Raw genomic sequence first — 17,680 nt, 5'->3', positions numbered from 1 at the left:
CGGCAATTAGAATACAGGTATTTGACGCATTGTTGTAGAAATGGTCATTAATAAGGGGGTTGTCGCTTGGTACCCTGCAAATATAAACGAATCATTTTGAAATTGAGTGGCGAGGCGCTTGCTGGAGATAAAGGTTTTGGTATCGATCCCGAAGTTGTCGAGTCAATAGCTCACCAGATTAAAGATATTAAATCACAAACTGAGGGTCTAGAGATTGGTATTGTTGTTGGCGGCGGCAATATTTGGCGCGGATTGGCAGGAAGCGCTAAAGGCATGGATCGTGCGACCGCTGACTATATGGGGATGTTAGCAACAGTGATGAATTCGCTGGCACTACAGGACGCTCTTGAGGAATGCGGCGTGGATACGCGAGTGCAAACCGCTATTGAAATGCGTCAGGTTGCTGAACCGTATATTCGTCGTAGAGCAATACGACACTTGGAAAAGGGACGGGTTGTTATTTTTGCCGCAGGCACTGGCAATCCTTATTTTTCAACAGATACAACCGCAGCTTTGCGAGCTGCTGAAATTGAAGCTGATATCATTCTAATGGCCAAGCGCAATGCAGATGGAGTATACGACTCTGATCCGCGAAATAATCCGGACGCAAAGATGTTTAAAGAATTAGAACATAAGGAAGTCTTGCAACGCGGGTTGGGAGTCATGGATTCTACGGCGACTAGCCTGTGTATGGATAACAAAATACCAATCATTGTATTCAGCATTGATGAACCAGGAAATATTTTGAAGGCAGTCTTAGGGCATGACATAGGAACTATCGTGGGAGGGACGAAACGTGATAGTTAAGGAAATTATGTCTTCACATGAGGAACGAATGCAGAAGGCTCTTGACATGTTGCGTAAAGACTATTCGACGTTAAGGGCTGGTAGAGCAACCCCAGCATTACTTGACAAAATTACTGTGGATTATTATGGCACACCAACTCCAGTCAACCAAGTTGGAAATATTTCCGTGCCTGAGCCCCGTATGATTGTGATTCAACCCTGGGAGAAGAAGCTGTTAAGTTTGATTGAAAAAGCGATTATGAAGTCTGACCTGGGATTAACGCCAACGAGCGATGGATCGGTCATTAGGCTTATCATTCCTCAATTAACGCAGCAACGTCGTACTGAATTGGTAAAAGTCGTACATAAAAAAGCAGAGGATTCTAGGGTTGCAATCCGCAATCTGCGCCGTGATGCTAACGATGCGTTTAAAAAAATGGAAAAAGATAAGTTAGTCTCAGAAGATGAGGCCAAGAAAGCACAAGAAGACATTCAGAAAGTAACTGATAAGTACATTAAAGAAATTGACCAAGTCATGACAGCTAAAGAAAAAGAGATAATGGAAGTATAAGATGGATTTAGTTGCCATTCAGCTAGAAGAAGCAAAAAGACGATTAAATGATTTGGGTGTTCAGTATTCTGTCGAGTTTACTCGCCCATATAGTCGATCATTTGTAGTCGATGAATTGTCGTGGTATGTAGTAAGGCAGCGTCAACAGGCTGATGGCTCTTTTTGTCTTTTGGCTGCTGCCAAAATGGGAAAGGAGGTGTTTTGAATGGCTTATAAGATTAACGATACCTGTGTTGCCTGTGGCACCTGCGCGGCCACTTGCCCAGTGGGAGCTATCAGTGAGGGTAACCCAATCTATGTTATTTCCGATGAATGTGTTGAGTGTGGCGCTTGCGCCGCTGTCTGCCCTGTCGCCGCTATTGAGGCACCTTAATCTGTCATGATGGTAAGGTTCCTTCTAATCGAAGCCCCCTCGCCAGAGGGGGCTTCGATTTAGAGGACAGTTTCTTGCGACATCGCGGAGGTTTTAACATGTGGAAAAAATGGTTTGGCAAAACAGAACAATATGTTATTGCTGATAACCAACTAGATAAAGACAAGCTCCCCCGCCATACAGCGATTATCATGGACGGAAATGGCCGTTGGGCAAAAGCAAAGGGGATGCCTAGGGTATTTGGACATCGCGCTGGAGTCGAGTCTCTCCGCAAGATTGTGCGTACCGCTAGCAATTTGGAGCTTGAAGTACTGACCGTATATGCATTCTCTACAGAAAACTGGAAGCGTCCGGCAGAAGAAGTCAATTTATTGATGGACTTATTTTCCACATATCTAACTGCCGATATTGACGAGTTGGACGAAAATAATGTACAGATTCGCTTTATTGGCCAAATTCAGGACTTATCAACTACTCTTTGTCGAAAATTTCAAGATGCGCAAGCACGAACGGCAAAAAACACTGGACTTGTTTTTAATGCTGCCATCAATTATGGAGGCAGAGCAGAAATGCTTTGCGCCATGAAAGCAATCGCGCTCGATGTGCAATCAGGCAACCTACCAGTAGAAATGATTACAGAAAATAGCATCCAACAGCACCTCTACACCGCAGATTTACCAGATGTAGACTTGCTCATCCGGCCAAGCGGCGATTTTCGAATTAGTAACTTTCTGCTTTGGCAGAGTGCGTATGCTGAGTTATGGTTTACTGATGTCAATTGGCCTGATTTTACGCCAGAATATTTTCTCCAAGCTCTGCACGATTTTCAGCAGAGAGACCGAAGATTTGGCGGACTGAAAATAAAGTAGGTGCCATATGCTATTACAGCGTATTTTAACAGCTGCAGTGGGAATACCCATCACAGTGTATATCATCCAATTTGGTGGCTGGCTATTCGCATCGGCAATTATTGCCCTTGCATTGGCGGCATGGCGTGAATATGGACTCATGCTGCGCAAACAGAATATTGAGATTGGTATGCTGGGCGGTGCGGCGTCGACTCTATTGCTCTTGTTGAGCGGCTGGTGCGGAAATTCAGAAGAGATTATTATGGCAATATGGATTGTTTTACTTTGGACATTGCTGCGAACGTTACGCATATGGCAAAACAACAATCACTCCTTCGTGCCAGCTGCATTTAGCCTGTTTGGTGTGATATATATAGGGTTTTCGTTTATGCATCTGATTTTGCTTCGTGAAGTCAGTACAATGGTTATAACCCAAACTCACTTTGCCAACATGAGTTTGGGTACAGTTTATCTTTGGGTTGCTTTTTTAGCCACGTGGGCCAGTGATACCTTCGCTTATTTTGTCGGAACCGCACTTGGTAGGCATAAGCTTGCCCCAAATATCAGTCCTCACAAATCGGTGGAAGGATTTGTTGGAGGGGTGATTGGCGCCGTGTTGGCGGTCTTAGTATTTGGCCATTTTACCGCTATTCCCATAGTTCATCGTATAGCGACCGGCATGCTTGTAGGGCTGGTCTCACCAATTGGCGATTTGGCTGAATCTGCGTTGAAGCGTTTTTGCTGCGTTAAGGATTCTGGTTCATTGCTTCCTGGACATGGCGGAGTGCTTGATCGCTTTGATAGCATCTTATTTAGCGTACCAGTGATTTACTATTATGTACGTCTAATCATTCTGCAATAGCAAAGGAGAATGCGGATTGCGACATATTGCTATACTAGGCAGTACTGGCTCTATTGGGACTCAAACTTTGCAAGTGATTGAGGCCAACCCAGAACAATTTTCTGTCAGTGTCTTGTCGGCTCACAGTAACGATAGCCTACTTGAAGAACAAATTGAAAAATTTCGTCCTGAATTAGTTGTTCTTACCGATAAAAGCGCGGCTGAGAGATTAGCTAAGCGTTACAAGGGAAAGACAAGGATATTGTCTGGCGAAGAAGGGCTAATCGAGGCCGCAATCCATCCGCGAAGCCATATAGTACTCACCGCATTAGTTGGCTTCGCCGGCCTTCGACCGACTCTCGCTGCGATTAGCGCAAAGAAAACAATTGCCCTCGCCAACAAAGAAACGCTAGTTGCCGCCGGGGAAATCGTCACCAAAGCAGCTAAGGAAAATCATGTAGCCATTATTCCTGTTGATAGTGAACACAGCGCTATATTTCAATGCCTTCAAGGAATTAATATGACCAGTGTCCGAAAACTATTGCTGACTGCTTCCGGTGGACCCTTTCGTACATTGAATAAGGAACAGTTGAAAACAGTTGGAGTGTCAGATTGTTTAAAACATCCAAATTGGTCAATGGGCAAGAAAATCACAGTAGATTCAGCGACCTTAGCCAATAAAGGACTAGAAGTTATTGAAGCTAGATGGTTATTTGACGTCAGCTATGACCAAATTGAGGTCATAGTCCACCCGCAAAGTATTATCCATTCAATGGTTGAACTGATTGACGGCTGCGTATTGGCGCAGCTTGGTTTGCCAGATATGCGGGCACCCATTCAATACGCCTTGACATACCCTGAACGATCAACTGCAAATTTCGGCAGACTAGACTTTTCAAAAATAAAGTCTTTTACCTTTGAACAACCAGATACAGATATTTTTACCGCCTTATCCATGGCATATGAAGCAGGACGAAAAGGTGGTGCTTTTCCTTGTGTATTTAATGCCGCCAATGAAATTGCAGTCCAGGCGTTTCTATCCGGGAAAATCGAGTTTCTTCATATTGCGGATATTATCCGCAGTAGTCTAAATGCATTTGAAGCCTCAGACTCTGTTACGCTTGAAGCCTTACTACAAGCAGATGCTTGGGCTCGAAAGCGTGCGGCTGAAGATATTGCTAGTTTGACTTAAATCGACTAAGGATGGTGGCGCTTTTGTCAACAACCGTTTTGGCGACGATTTTTGTATTTGGTTTGCTGGTCATGGTACATGAACTTGGTCATTTCATCTCCGCAAAGTTGGTTGGAATGGGTGTTCATGAATTTGCCATTGGCTTTGGACCCAAGATTATTAGTAAAAAAATTGGCGACACAGTATATTCGCTCCGCTTAATCCCATTGGGTGGCTTTAATAAAATTGCCGGCATGGATCCGGATGAGCCGCAAGATGAGAAATCATTTCAGACAAAGCCCATCTGGGCAAGAATGCTTGTTATCATATCCGGCTCTGCGATGAATTTCGCTTTGCCTGTCTTGCTGTTTACCATGGTATTTCTGACAACAGGAATTGATATTCCCTCAAACGAACCGATTATGGGTACAATCATGGCTGATAAACCGGCAAGCAGAGCTAATTTCCAGCCAGGTGATAAGATTAAAACCATCAATGGGCAAAACGTCGATTCTTGGAAGAATTTTGTTGCCATTGTCCAAGACAATGCAGGCAATGAACTTACCATCGTCTTTGAACGCAATGGTGTAGCAGGAAAAACGACTATTAAGCCGGAATATGATGAAAAAGCAAATCGAGGCATCATTGGCGTTATGCCGCTGATAGAGCATAGACAGCCAGGTGCTATTGAATCAGTGACGTTGGCGATAAAGCAGACATATATGCTTGCCGCTGCCATGCTGGCAGGGATTGTCCAAATGATTACCGGTCAGGCGCCTGCCGACGTGGCAGGACCAATCGGAGTTGCACAAATGGCAGGTCAGGTAGCTCAACTAGGTTTTATTCCATTGCTGCAATTTGCCGCATTTTTGAGCATTAACCTTGGTTTGATTAACCTTTTGCCTGTCCCAGTGTTAGACGGTGGTCATGTTGTCACTCTAGCAATCGAAGCCATCAGACGCAAGCCGTTGGAAAAAGGCAGCATGCAGTTCATTCAAATGATTGGCTTTAGCCTGCTGATCTTATTAATGTTACTTGCAACGTTTAAAGATTTAACGCGATTAAAACTATTTTGAGATCTGACATAAGTGAATGCAATGTAGGTGATATGATGGAGCCGAAAAATACAAAGCAGGTATTTATTGGATCAGTTGCGGTTGGCGGGGGAGCCCCGATCTCTATTCAATCGATGACTAACACTCGAACTGAAGATGTTCAGGCAACTGCTGCGCAGATCGGGCGTTTACATGATGCTGGCTGTGATATTGTCAGAGTCGCAATACCTGATATGGCTGCTGCTGGTGCAATCTCGGCGATTAAAAGTCTACAGCCCCAGACGCCGCTAGTGGGGGATATTCATTTTGATTATCGGTTAGCTTTGACTGCTGTTGAGCAGGGAATCGACGCACTAAGGATTAATCCTGGAAATATTGGCGAAGAAGCGAATGTTATCGCTGTGGTGAAGGCTGCAAAGCGGCGCAATATTCCTATACGTATAGGAGTTAACGCCGGTTCACTGGAGAAAGAGCTGCTTATGCGTCACGGTCATCCAACTCCGGAAGCCATGGTTGAAAGTGCGTTGCGTCATATTCGAATTCTGGAGAGTCATGACTTTCACGACATTAAGCTTTCCCTCAAGGCGAACGACGTTCCCATGACCATCAAGGCTTATCAACTTATGTCTGAAACGGTTAATTATCCTTTGCATCTCGGTATTACCGAAGCAGGCACAGTAACCTCCGGTGTCATCAAGTCTGCTGTCGGCATAGGTGCACTGCTTGCGCAAGGTATTGGCGATACGATTCGAGTGTCACTGACTGGTGATCCTGTGGAAGAAGTCAAAGTCGCCAGTGAAATCTTAAAAGCACTGGGTCTGCGTCAATATGGTCCAACCCTAGTTTCTTGCCCAACCTGCGGACGAACACAAATCGACCTTGTGAGTATAGCTGAAGCTGTCGAGAAAAAACTGGCAACCATAAAAAAGCCGATTAAAGTAGCAGTCATGGGGTGTGTTGTCAACGGGCCCGGTGAGGCAAGAGAAGCAGATATCGGCATTGCCGGCGGTCGTGAGTTTGGTCTTATTTTTCGTAAAGGTGAAATCCTGAAGAAGGTCCCAGAGGACAAACTTCTAGAAGAACTATTTGTTGAAATCAATCGTCTAATTGAGGAGGAAACATAACATGCGTGCGACACAATTATACGCACCTACATTGCGTGAAACTCCGGCAGAAGCAGAGGTAATTAGTCATCAATTGATGCTACGGGCCGGAATGATCCGCAAGGCCGCGGGCGGCGTATATTCATATCTGCCGTTGGCATGGCGAGTATTAAGGAAAATCGAAGATATTGTCAGAGAAGAAATGGATGCAAAAGGCGGGCAAGAACTGCTGATGCCGATTATTCAACCCGCGGAGTTGTGGCAAGAAACAGGTCGTTGGGATGTATACGGTGATGAAATGTTTCGCCTTCAGGACCGACACAACAGAAACTTCTGCCTTGGGCCGACACATGAAGAAATGATTACCGCTCTAGTCCGTTTTGATGTACGGTCTTATCGCCAATTGCCACTTATGTTATATCAAATCCAGAATAAATATCGGGATGAAATTCGTCCGCGTTTTGGCTTGATGCGAGGCAGAGAGTTTATCATGAAAGACTTATATTCTTTTGACCGTGATGAGCAAGGCCTTGATGTAAGTTATCGCAAAATGTATGATGCCTATACCAACGTATTTAGCCGTTGCGGACTTACTTTCCGCGCAGTTGAAGCCGATTCCGGCGCAATCGGTGGTAGCGGCTCACATGAATTTATGGTCATCGCTGAATCGGGTGAAGCGGCAATTGCTTATTGTTCTGTTTGCGATTACGCTGCCAATGTAGAAAAAGCTGAACTCAAGCCAATCCAGCAAATGCATGAGACGCAAATGTCGTTAATTGAAAAAGAAACACCTGGCACAAAAACAATTGAAGAAGTCAGTGCATTTCTTGGCATTACTGCTGATAAAACAATTAAGACAATCGCTTATCAGACAGAAAAGGGCTTAGTGCTGGCGCTGGTCCGGGGTGATCATGCAGTCAATGAAATCAAGCTACAGAATAAGCTGGGTTGTCTACAACTAGAATTGGCCAGTGAAGATGCAATCAACACTGCTTTAGACTGTGTGCCGGGTTATATCGGCCCTGTCGGCGCAAGCAACGTTACGGTGGTTGCTGATGAAACTGTTATGTTGATGAGTAATGCTGTCTGTGGCGCCAACAGCAGGGGAAAGCACTATCTCCATGTGAATCCAGGTCGCGATTTCAAACCTGCCATTATTACCGATATTCGCTTAATTCAGGAAAATGATCCTTGTCCGCATTGTGGCCAGGCTGTTAAAACTGCACGCGGCATTGAGGCCGGACAAGTATTCAAACTCTTTACAAAGTACAGCAAAGCCCTGCAGGCTACCTACTTGGACGAGAACGGTAAAGAAAAGCCTCTCGTGATGGGGTGTTATGGAATCGGCGTTTCGCGCACCATGGCAGCTGCGATTGAACAAAACAATGACGAGCATGGCATAATCTGGCCTGCGGCCATAGCTCCTTATCACGCTGTCGTCGTACCGATCAACGTCAAAGATAATGTGCAGCTAGAGTTATCAGAAGCAGTATATTCCCGACTGCAATCAGCAGGCATTGAGTCAGTACTAGATGACCGGAATGAGCGACCAGGGGTTAAATTTAAAGATGCTGATTTAATTGGCTATCCGTTAAAGATTACGGTCGGACCTAAGACTATAAATGAACAACTGCTAGAAGTCAAAGTACGCAAAACAGGAGAAACAACCTTCCTCTCCTTGGCTGATGACTATATTACAGCAATAAAAAATATGCTGGCGGCGCTGTAAAGAAACCCCTCTTCGCCGCCCTGCTTCCGTTCAAATGAACGCATGCCCCGGGGCTAGAGGAGAATACTATGAATAATTACTGCATAATACCTGAGAGTCAGCGCGATTTTCAGCTATTTACAGCTGATATGTCGCTGTCCTCATCTGACCGTACTTTACTGAATCAAAGTGTCATAACTAAAGTCACAGTTGACCCCACTTTAAATACGTGGCTGTTGTCAGTAAATACACCACAGCCCGTGCCTAATACTCTGCAAACCGCCTTATGTAGGCACTTGGCTAAAAATTGCCAGCTAGCCTCAGTTTCGCTTGAAATTCAAGTAATAGACTTATCTACATGTGTTAGAGACCATTGGGCAAAGATTGTTGCCGGAGCAGTAGATAGTTCAGCATTGCATCATGTATTGATTCAAGCCAGTCGTAAACTTGAAGAAGATATCCTCTACGTCGAGACAGACGGAGAATTGGCTGCTCAAATGTTGCTTGAGCGTGGGGCAGAGCAACGCATCAGTGACTATTTGAGCAGCCAATTTGGCGCTAGTTGCACTGTTAAGATCACCGCTGCCTGCAGTGAAGAAACTGGCTGTGAAGACATATTCACTCCAGAATACTTAGAAGCACTATCTGCAGCCACTACTGAGGTTAAGCAAGAAAAAATAAGTCCAATACTGTATGGCAGAAATATAAAAGATGAACCGAGAACGATCGAATCAATAAAAGAAGAGGACCGCAACCTGGTTATCCAAGGTGAAATTGTTAAAGTTGACTGTCGCGAACTTAAAACTGGCCGTTTCCTAATCAGCTTCGACGTTGCCGATGATACAAACGGAATTAGCGCTAAACTATTTCTGGAGAAACAAGAACAATACACAAAGCTATTAGGTAATTTAAAAGCTGGCATGATCGTCCGTATCAAGGGCAAGGCCCAGCAAGATAAGTTCGCCAATAACGACTTGTCGTTCTTTGTTGACAGTATTGTGACTATGGAAAAAGCGGCACCACGATTTGACGATTATGAGCATAAGCGCGTTGAATTGCATGCTCATACGAGAATGAGTGCACTTGACGCGATAGTCCCGGCAAAACAACTTGTTGCAACTGCCGCCAAATGGGGACATCCTGCAATTGCAATCACAGACCACGGAGTCGTACAGGCATTTCCAGAGGCCTATGAAGAAGCTTCAAAGCACGGCATAAAACTGATTTATGGCTTAGAAGGCTACCTGTTCGATCAAGACATCAATCAAGCCAGACATATTATCTTGCTGGCGAAAAACCGCACTGGTTTATATAATTTATATCGTTTAATTTCGATTTCCCACCTGAAATATCTGCACAGAACGCCTCGCATTCCTCGCTCGATCTTAATGGAACACCGGGAAGGGCTAATTCTGGGATCAGCCTGTGAAGCTGGGGAGCTAATTCAGGCAATCTTGCGCGGAGCTGACGATGACGAACTATTAGCCGTTGCTAATTTTTACGATTATCTTGAGATTCAGCCGGCCGACAATAATGCATTTCTGTTACGAGAAGGAAAGATCGCCAACCGGGAAGGTCTTCTTAATATCAATCGTAAGGTTTGTGAATTAGGTCAGAAACTCGATAAGCCGGTTGTTGCGACCTGTGATGTTCATTTCCTTAATCCGGAGGACGAAGTCTATCGCCGGATATTAATGGCCGGACGGGGGTATAGTGACGCTGATAATCAGCCGCCGCTATTTTTCCGAACGACGCGCGAAATGCTGGCTGAGTTTCAATATCTTGGAGAAAAAAAAGCGTTCGAAGTTGTTGTTGAGAATTCCTGTAAAATCAGTGACAGCATTGAATCGTTTAAGCCAATACCTGATGAACTTTATTCACCGCAAATTCCAGGCGCCGAGGAAGAAATTCGTTCTATGTCTTACCAACGAGCTGAGGAATTATATGGCAATCCTCTGCCGGTTATCGTGGAAGAACGGCTACAGAATGAATTAAACTCTATTATCAACAATGGCTTTGCTGTACTCTACTTAATTGCTCATAAATTAGTAAAGAAGTCGCTTGACGACGGCTATTTAGTTGGTTCCAGAGGATCGGTAGGTTCTTCTTTTGTTGCTACCATGACCGGAATAACAGAGGTTAATCCGTTGCCGCCGCACTGGCTTTGTCCGAAGTGCAAACATTCCCACTTTGTCACTGATGGCAGTATTGGTGGCGGCTTCGATTTGCCAGACAGAATTTGTCCAGATTGTCAATCGCCGATGGCGAAAAACGGCCATGACATCCCCTTTGCAGTCTTTTTAGGCTTTGAGGGTGATAAGGTTCCGGATATTGACTTGAACTTTTCCGGCGACTACCAGCCTGTCGCTCATAAATATACAGAAGAGTTATTTGGCAAAGATAATGTATTCCGGGCAGGTACCATCGCCACTATCGCCGATAAGACTGCGTTCGGTTATGCAAAAAATTATTTTATTGAAAAAGGTGCTGAGGGAGTCCGTAACTCGTTCGTTGAGCGCTGGATGGGTGGCTGTACTGGAGTCAAGCGCACAACAGGGCAACATCCTGGCGGAATCATGGTTGTACCCCGCGATATGGATGTTCATTATTTCACGCCAATTCAATACCCAGCTGACGACAAAAATTCATCAACTATCACCACGCATTTTGATTATCACTCGATCAGCAGTCGGCTTGTTAAGCTAGATATACTCGGTCATGACGACCCGACCGTTATTCGTATGCTTGAGGATTTGACCCACATTGACGCCAAGAAAATTCCGTTTGACGACCCTAAAACAATGAGTTTATTTTCTTCTACTCAAGCGCTTGGGCTTTCACCAGATCAAATCAATTCGACTGTAGGTACGTTTGGAATCCCGGAATTTGGTACGAAATTTGTTCGTCAGATGTTAGAAGATACTAAGCCATCTACCTTCAGTGAATTAGTCAGAATCAGCGGATTCTCTCACGGTACTGATGTTTGGTTGAATAATGCTCAGGATCTTATTAAATCCGGGGTGGCTAAACTGTCTGAGGCCATCTCTGCACGAGATGACATTATGATCTATCTTATCCATAAAGGCGTTCTTCCCAAATTGGCTTTTAAGGTGATGGAAAACGTTCGTAAAGGCAAAGGTGTCAAACCGGAAGATTGTGCAAAATTGCGCGAAAAGAACGTTCCTGAGTGGTATATCGAATCCTGCCAAAAAATCAAATATATGTTTCCCAAAGCCCATGCTGTCGCCTATGTCATGATGGCATTTCGCATCGCGTATTGCAAAGTGTATCACCCGCTTGCTTTTTATGCTTCTTATTTCACGGTTCGGGCAACAGATTTTGATGCAGATTTGATTGTTGGTGCCAGTGAATCCTTCCTGCGAGCCAAACTGAAAGAACTTGAGCAGAAAGGTAATGCACTATCTGCAAAAGAGAAAGGCCAACTAACAATTTTAGAGATGGCACTGGAAATGAATCTTCGCGGATTTCGCTTCCGTAAAATCGATATCTACCAGTCAGATTCCGAACGCTTCTTGGTCTGTGATGACGGACTTTTGCCGCCGATTGGATCTCTACAGGGAGTTGGCACGTCAGCTGCGCACAATCTCGTTCAATCAAGGCATGACAAACCGTTTTCATCTGTTGAAGATTTACGTGTCAGGTCGCGGGTGTCTAAGACTGTAATTGAGATGTTGGAGAAACACGGGTGTTTGGACGGATTGCCACCGACTGACCAATTACTGTTGTTTGCGTAAATTTTGTTGATCGGTTGTAAAATTAATCCTTTCGTGTTATACTATATTTGGTTTATGTTGTCTGTGACAAGAGTGGGTATTTACCCACTCTTTCATCTTATGGAATACAAGACGTGGCTGGGCATAGAGAACACTGAAAAGGTAAAACTAAACCCAGAGCCAAAAGAAGGATGTGGGGATAAATGGCCAATCACATTGAACAAGCGGTGGAAAAGCTTGTGTTAGAGTGCATTGAAGGTAGCGACCTCGAATTGGTCGATGTCGAATATGTACGAGAACGCGACTGGTACTTGCGGATATACATAGATAAAGTGGGCGGTATTGGTGTCGAGGACTGCCAGTGGCTGAGCGAACGCATTGGAGAAAAATTAGACGTAGCCGATTTTATACGCGATAGTTATTATCTTGAAGTTTCGTCACCCGGGCTTGATCGTCCGTTAAAGAATCTGAAGGATTTTGTTCGACATGCAGGGCAGAAGGTTGAACTCCATACATTCGCACCAATTAATGGGAAAAAGATTGTTGTCGGTACATTAAAAGGACTAGTAGATAATAATGTTGTCTTGGATATTGACGGGACAGAGGTTAGCATTCCTAAAGATAAAACCTCGCAAGTCCGTTTATATATTGAATTCTAACCACACCGTTATAATTGAATAGGGGGAATAATACATGAATGCCGAATTCATGCAGGCATTTGAACAACTCGGCCGAGAAAAGGGAATCTCTACAGAAATTTTATTTGATGCCATTGAGGCAGCTCTCATTTCTGCATACAAGCGAAATTTCGCATCTGCCCAGAATGTGAGAGTATCTCTTGACCGTACAACAGGAGAAATTCACGTATATGCCCGCAAGGCTGTTACAGATGACGTGAAAGACTCGAGACTGGATATTTCTTTGGAAGATGCGAAAAAAATTGACCCGCGTTTTGAGTTAGAGGATGTCATTGAACTGGAAGTCACACCGAAAAACTTTGGTCGTATTGCCGCTCAGACTGCTAAACAGGTGGTTGTTCAGCGAATTCGTGAAGCCGAGCGTGGAATCATTTATGAAGAATTTTCCAATCGAGAGGGCGATATCGTAACAGGAATAATTCAACGAATAGAGCAAAAAAACGTTTTTATTGATTTAGGCAAAGCAGAGGCTACCCTAGCACCTTCTGAGCAAATAGTTGGTGAGAGCTATCGGCAATGGGATCGAGTAAAAACCTATATCACAGAAGTGCGTAAAACTACCAAGGGACCACAAATCCTTGTATCTAGGACCCATCCCGGTCTGTTGAAACGTCTATTTGAGCTTGAAGTGCCAGAAATACATGATGGCGTTGTGGAGATCAAATCTGTATCACGCGAGCCAGGTATGCGATCAAAGATCGCAGTCTACTCTCGTGACGAAAATGTCGACCCGGTGGGGGCTTGCGTTGGTCATAAAGGCATGAGAGTCCAGACCATTGTCAACGAACTGCGGGGCGAAAAAATTGATATTGTCAAATGGAGCCCAGATCCTGCGAAGTATATTGCTAATGCACTCAGCCCGGCGAAGGTAGTAGACGTAGAAATTAACGAATTAGAAAAAATATCTAAAGTAGTTGTTCCCGATTTTCAGCTATCGCTTGCCATTGGCAAAGAGGGTCAGAATGCACGCCTTGCCGCGAAATTAACCGGTTGGAAGATTGATATTAAGAGTGAATCCCAAGCAGCCATGCTGACGTAGAGGTGCATTTTTTATGAAAGTAAAAAAAACTCCCAATCGGATGTGCGTTGGCTGTCAAGATAGCAAAAACAAAAAAGAGCTTTTGCGCGTAGTAAGAACTCCAGAGGGTGAAATCCGTATTGATCCAACAGGGAAACTCGCCGGACGCGGAGCGTATATTTGTCCTGATTCAGCTTGTTTTGCGAAAGCATATAAAGAGAAACGATTGGAGCGGGCTTTGAAACACGCAGTTGATAAACAAATTTATGAAGACTTAGTTTCCCGTATAGAAACCAATGAATGAACAAAAACTTTTGTCTCTGCTTGGACTGGCGCAACGTGCTGGCAAGGCGCTGTCAGGCGAGTTCGTGATAGAAAGAAATATCCGTTCAGGCAAAGTTCAATGCTTGATCGTTGCATCTGACGCATCGGAAAATACACGCAAGAAGTACCGTGATATGTCTCAATACTATGGAGTACCTTGCTTCGAAGTCTTATCCAAAGAGTCGCTTAGTGGTGGAATAGGCAAGGAGAACCGAGCAGCAATTGCGGTTACCGACCCTGGGATGGCTCAGGCATTGAAGAAACTGTTATCTGAAGCACCGTAAAAAAATGGGGGTGGATTGATGTCTAAATATAGAGTATATGAGTTAGCAAAAGATTATAATACTACGAGTAAACTGATAATAGATATCTTATCTCGTAATAATATGTTAGCCAAGAATCATATGAGCAGTGTGGACGATGACGCAAAAGCGGTTATTGAACGCACCTTTGCGCGTAAAACCGGCGTTGAGTTTTCAAGCGAAGAGCCAAAGCGCCCAATATTACCTACCCGCCCGGTGGAAGACCTGCGGTCGGCTCAAATTGGTCAACAACAGGCCCGTCCGATGCAGAATCGACCTGGGGTTCAGCAACCACAGCGTCCAGGTACGCCGCAGCAGCCTCAGCAGCAACAGCTGCCACGACAAAATGTACAACAACCGCAAAGGCCCATGCAACAACCGCAGCAATCATACCAGTCAAATCAGCAGCCACGCCAGCCAAATTCATCCCAGTTTGTGTCCGGGCCGACACAACAAGGGCAACAACCAGTTCGCCCAGCCGGACAACCTAATCGTCCGATTCAGCAACAGCAACCACAGCGTCCTGGCTCTCAGCCATTTCGCAATCCTCAATACCAACAACCAAGACCAACCAATCAGCCTATGTCCGGGAACCAATCACCTGCTCCCCGGCAAGGAGGACAACAGTATGGCGCTCCGCAAAATCAGCGGCCACCAATGCATAATCAGCGCCCCCAAGATTTGAACCAGCGCCCCAATGATCCAAACCAACGGCGCACTGATGCTCGTCCGGTTGATAATCGCCAACCACAAGGACAGCAACGGCCGCGTCCACAAACCAATCAACCGAGACCAGCAGGCCCTACTGGAGCACCGCAACAACATACTGCCGGACAACAAAACCAGCAGCGTAACGATAATAATCGCAGCAACAACAACCGTCCCGGTCAACAGGGAAACCGCCAACGCCCCACTGGGCAACAAGACCGTAGAGGACCAAATTCACAAAATAGACAGCAGCAACAGAACCGTCATCGCCCGCATAGCGGTCAATCAATTCAGGCAAAGGCCGAACCACCGAAACCTAAAGTAGTCAAATTGGGCACCGAATCGATGACGGTAAAAGAACTGTCAGCCAAATTTGGCCGCGAAGTCGGCGAAATTATTAAAAAGCTGATGATGCTTGGAGTCATGGCCACGATTAATCAAGAAATTGATATGGATACTGCTAAAATTCTCGCAAGCGAATTTGGCATCACGGTGGAGGAACTGCCGCCTGCAGAAGATCCAACCGAGATTCCTGATATTGAGGATAGTGCCGAAAGTCTGTTGCCACGTCCTCCAGTTGTCACGATCATGGGTCATGTTGACCATGGGAAAACTTCCTTGCTTGATGCAATCCGTCAGACGAACGTTACTGGACAAGAAGCTGGCGGCATTACCCAACATATTGGCGCTTATCAAGTAAACTATCAAAATAATAAAATAGTTTTTCTAGATACTCCTGGTCATGAAGCTTTCACAGCAATGCGAGCTCGCGGTGCGCAGGTCACAGACATTGCTATTCTGGTGGTTGCTGCGGACGACGGCGTTATGCCGCAGACCATTGAAGCAATCAATCATGCAAAAGCAGCAAAAGTACCAATTATAGTGGCTGTCAATAAAATAGATCGTCCTGGCGCGAATGTTGATCGGATTAAGCAACAATTAACCGAACAAGGATTAGTCACCGAAGAATGGGGCGGTGAAACGATTGTTGTTCCTGTCTCAGCCAAAACCAAGACTGGTATAAACGAGCTTTTAGAAATGATTTTGCTGGTCGCTGAAGTACAAGACTTGAAAGCTAACCCCAACCGTTTGGCAATCGGTACCATCATTGAAGCTGAGTTAGATAAGGGGAGAGGCCCTGTAGCGACAGTACTCGTTCAAAAAGGCACTCTTCGTATTGGCGATACTATTATAGCTGGCACAGCCTATGGTAAAGTGCGAGCCATGATCAATGATCGCGGCGACAAAGTAAAAAAAGCGACTCCTTCAACGCCAGTAGAAGTTCTGGGACTATCTGATGTGCCAATGGCTGGAGATATCTTAGCTGTGGTAGATGAAAATACTGCCCGCTCTGTCGCTGAAAAACGTGTTTCGAAAAAACGCATTGAAGATATGGGACAAATGCAAAAGATCACGTTGGATGATCTGTTTACTCAAATTCAAGAAGGTAAACTTAAGGACTTAAACATTGTTATCAAGGCTGACGGACAAGGCTCTATTGAGGCGCTACGTCAAGCGTTTGCAGGGATGCAAAATAAAGAAGTACGCGTTAGCTTAGTGCATGCAGGTGTAGGCGCAATCAACGAGTCTGACGTTATGCTCGCCTCTGCAGCCAATGCGTTGGTTATTGGGTTCAATGTTCGTCCTGATGCCAATTCGCGCAAAGCTGCGGAAGCAGAAAAGGTAGATATTCGTACGTATCGAGTCATTTATGATGTCGTCAATGATGTTGAAGCAGCGATGACCGGTATGTTAGCTCCTGAATATAAAGAAGTGATTCAAGGGCGTCTCGAAGCCAGAAAGGTAATTTCCGTGCCAAAGGCCGTTGTCGCAGGTTGTTATGTATTAGAAGGTAAGATATTTAACAACTCGCAATTGCGTATTGTTCGCAACGGTATTGTGGTTCATGAAGGCAAAGTTGAATCACTCCGTCGTTTCAAAGACGAAGTAAAAGAAGTTGCCGCCGGCTACGAATGCGGTGTTTCAGTCGAAAAGTATCGTGATATAAAAGAAGGCGATATTTTAGAAGCATTTACTATGGAGCTGGTCAAGCAAAGTAGCTAAACAATCGGAGGTAAGTACATGGGTCAACTGCGGATTGAAAAAGTGCAGGAGTTCATTAAACAGGAAATCAGTCAAATTATTCTCACTGACCTCAAAGACCCACGTGTTGGCTTTGTCACTGTGACTCGGGTGGAGGTTACCGGCGATTTGCAACATGCGAAAATATTCATCAGTTTAATGGGTAGCCCAGAACAAAAAGAATCTACTTTACAAGGGTTGCAGAGAGCACTTGGATTCATGCGAACGGAAATCGGCAAACGGCTACGTTTAAGAATGATTCCGGATCTGGCATTAGCTGTTGACGAGTCTCTTGACCATAGTGTTCGCATTCAAAAACTGCTTGATGAAATCAAGCAAGACGAGTCTGGCAACTAAT

At 44.9% G+C, this 17,680-nt stretch carries 17 protein-coding genes; all 17 read left to right on the top strand.

The genetic code is table 11. The features are described 5' to 3' along the window. Positions 1-66: 66 nt before the first annotated feature. The 17 genes from pyrH to rbfA all read left to right on the top strand — a co-directional run bounded on the left by pyrH (position 67) and on the right by rbfA (position 17,679). Positions 67-807, top strand: coding sequence for a UMP kinase (gene pyrH / locus AXX12_RS05520; protein ID WP_066239284.1), 741 nt, complete (start codon positions 67-69; stop codon positions 805-807). Continuing rightward, complete coding sequence (frr, locus tag AXX12_RS05515) at positions 797-1,357, top strand: ribosome recycling factor (RefSeq protein WP_461781727.1); 561 nt, start codon at positions 797-799, stop codon at positions 1,355-1,357. Before pyrH ends, frr begins: the two co-directional genes overlap by 11 nt. A gap of 1 nt (position 1,358) precedes the next feature. Then, positions 1,359-1,562, top strand: coding sequence for a hypothetical protein (locus AXX12_RS05510; RefSeq protein WP_066239283.1), 204 nt, complete (start codon positions 1,359-1,361; stop codon positions 1,560-1,562). Beyond that, positions 1,563-1,730, top strand: coding sequence for a 4Fe-4S binding protein (locus tag AXX12_RS05505; RefSeq protein ID WP_066239280.1), 168 nt, complete (start codon positions 1,563-1,565; stop codon positions 1,728-1,730). A 98-nt stretch (positions 1,731-1,828) separates the two neighbouring features. Next, positions 1,829-2,599: an isoprenyl transferase gene (locus AXX12_RS05500; protein ID WP_066239278.1), complete on the top strand. Its 771-nt coding sequence runs from the start codon at positions 1,829-1,831 to the stop codon at positions 2,597-2,599. 7 nt (positions 2,600-2,606) lie between these two features. Further along, positions 2,607-3,440, top strand: coding sequence for a phosphatidate cytidylyltransferase (locus AXX12_RS05495; RefSeq protein ID WP_066239275.1), 834 nt, complete (start codon positions 2,607-2,609; stop codon positions 3,438-3,440). Between the two features lie 16 nt (positions 3,441-3,456). Beyond that, a complete protein-coding gene (locus AXX12_RS05490) occupies positions 3,457-4,611 on the top strand; it encodes a 1-deoxy-D-xylulose-5-phosphate reductoisomerase (protein ID WP_066239272.1) in 1,155 nt (384 codons plus the stop codon). Between the two features lie 11 nt (positions 4,612-4,622). After that, entirely contained in the window at positions 4,623-5,666 is a 1,044-nt protein-coding gene (rseP, locus tag AXX12_RS05485) for an RIP metalloprotease RseP (RefSeq protein ID WP_066239270.1), read from the top strand. Between the two features lie 32 nt (positions 5,667-5,698). After that, the gene (ispG, locus tag AXX12_RS05480) at positions 5,699-6,769 is read left to right on the top strand and encodes a flavodoxin-dependent (E)-4-hydroxy-3-methylbut-2-enyl-diphosphate synthase (protein WP_066239267.1); all 1,071 of its coding nucleotides are present in this window, start codon (positions 5,699-5,701) and stop codon (positions 6,767-6,769) included. Between the two features lies 1 nt (position 6,770). Next, positions 6,771-8,477, top strand: coding sequence for a proline--tRNA ligase (locus tag AXX12_RS05475; RefSeq protein ID WP_066239264.1), 1,707 nt, complete (start codon positions 6,771-6,773; stop codon positions 8,475-8,477). Between the two features lie 68 nt (positions 8,478-8,545). Further along, positions 8,546-12,211, top strand: a complete 3,666-nt coding sequence (locus AXX12_RS05470; RefSeq protein WP_066239261.1) for a PolC-type DNA polymerase III — start codon at positions 8,546-8,548, stop codon at positions 12,209-12,211. Positions 12,212-12,393: 182 nt separating this feature from the next. Further along, positions 12,394-12,849 carry a ribosome maturation factor RimP gene (locus AXX12_RS05465; protein ID WP_066239259.1) on the top strand — a complete coding sequence of 152 codons (456 nt, stop codon included), beginning with the start codon at positions 12,394-12,396 and terminating at the stop codon, positions 12,847-12,849. A gap of 34 nt (positions 12,850-12,883) precedes the next feature. Continuing rightward, entirely contained in the window at positions 12,884-13,927 is a 1,044-nt protein-coding gene (gene nusA / locus AXX12_RS05460; protein WP_066239256.1) for a transcription termination factor NusA, read from the top strand. Between the two features lie 13 nt (positions 13,928-13,940). Next, positions 13,941-14,210 (top strand): RNase P modulator RnpM, encoded by a 270-nt coding sequence (rnpM, locus tag AXX12_RS05455; RefSeq protein ID WP_066239253.1) that lies wholly within the window; start codon positions 13,941-13,943, stop codon positions 14,208-14,210. Further along, complete coding sequence (locus AXX12_RS05450; RefSeq protein ID WP_066239249.1) at positions 14,203-14,514, top strand: L7Ae/L30e/S12e/Gadd45 family ribosomal protein; 312 nt, start codon at positions 14,203-14,205, stop codon at positions 14,512-14,514. The genes rnpM and AXX12_RS05450 overlap by 8 nt, the downstream gene beginning before the upstream one ends. Before the next feature lie 18 nt (positions 14,515-14,532). After that, positions 14,533-17,304: a translation initiation factor IF-2 gene (gene infB, locus AXX12_RS05445; protein WP_066239246.1), complete on the top strand. Its 2,772-nt coding sequence runs from the start codon at positions 14,533-14,535 to the stop codon at positions 17,302-17,304. A gap of 18 nt (positions 17,305-17,322) precedes the next feature. Next, entirely contained in the window at positions 17,323-17,679 is a 357-nt protein-coding gene (gene rbfA / locus AXX12_RS05440; protein ID WP_066239243.1) for a 30S ribosome-binding factor RbfA, read from the top strand. Position 17,680 lies beyond the last annotated feature (1 nt).

Source organism: Anaerosporomusa subterranea, from assembly GCF_001611555.1.
GTDB classification, from domain to species: Bacteria; Bacillota; Negativicutes; order Sporomusales; family Acetonemataceae; genus Anaerosporomusa; species Anaerosporomusa subterranea.
This window is presented reverse-complemented; position numbering and strand designations above follow the sequence as displayed.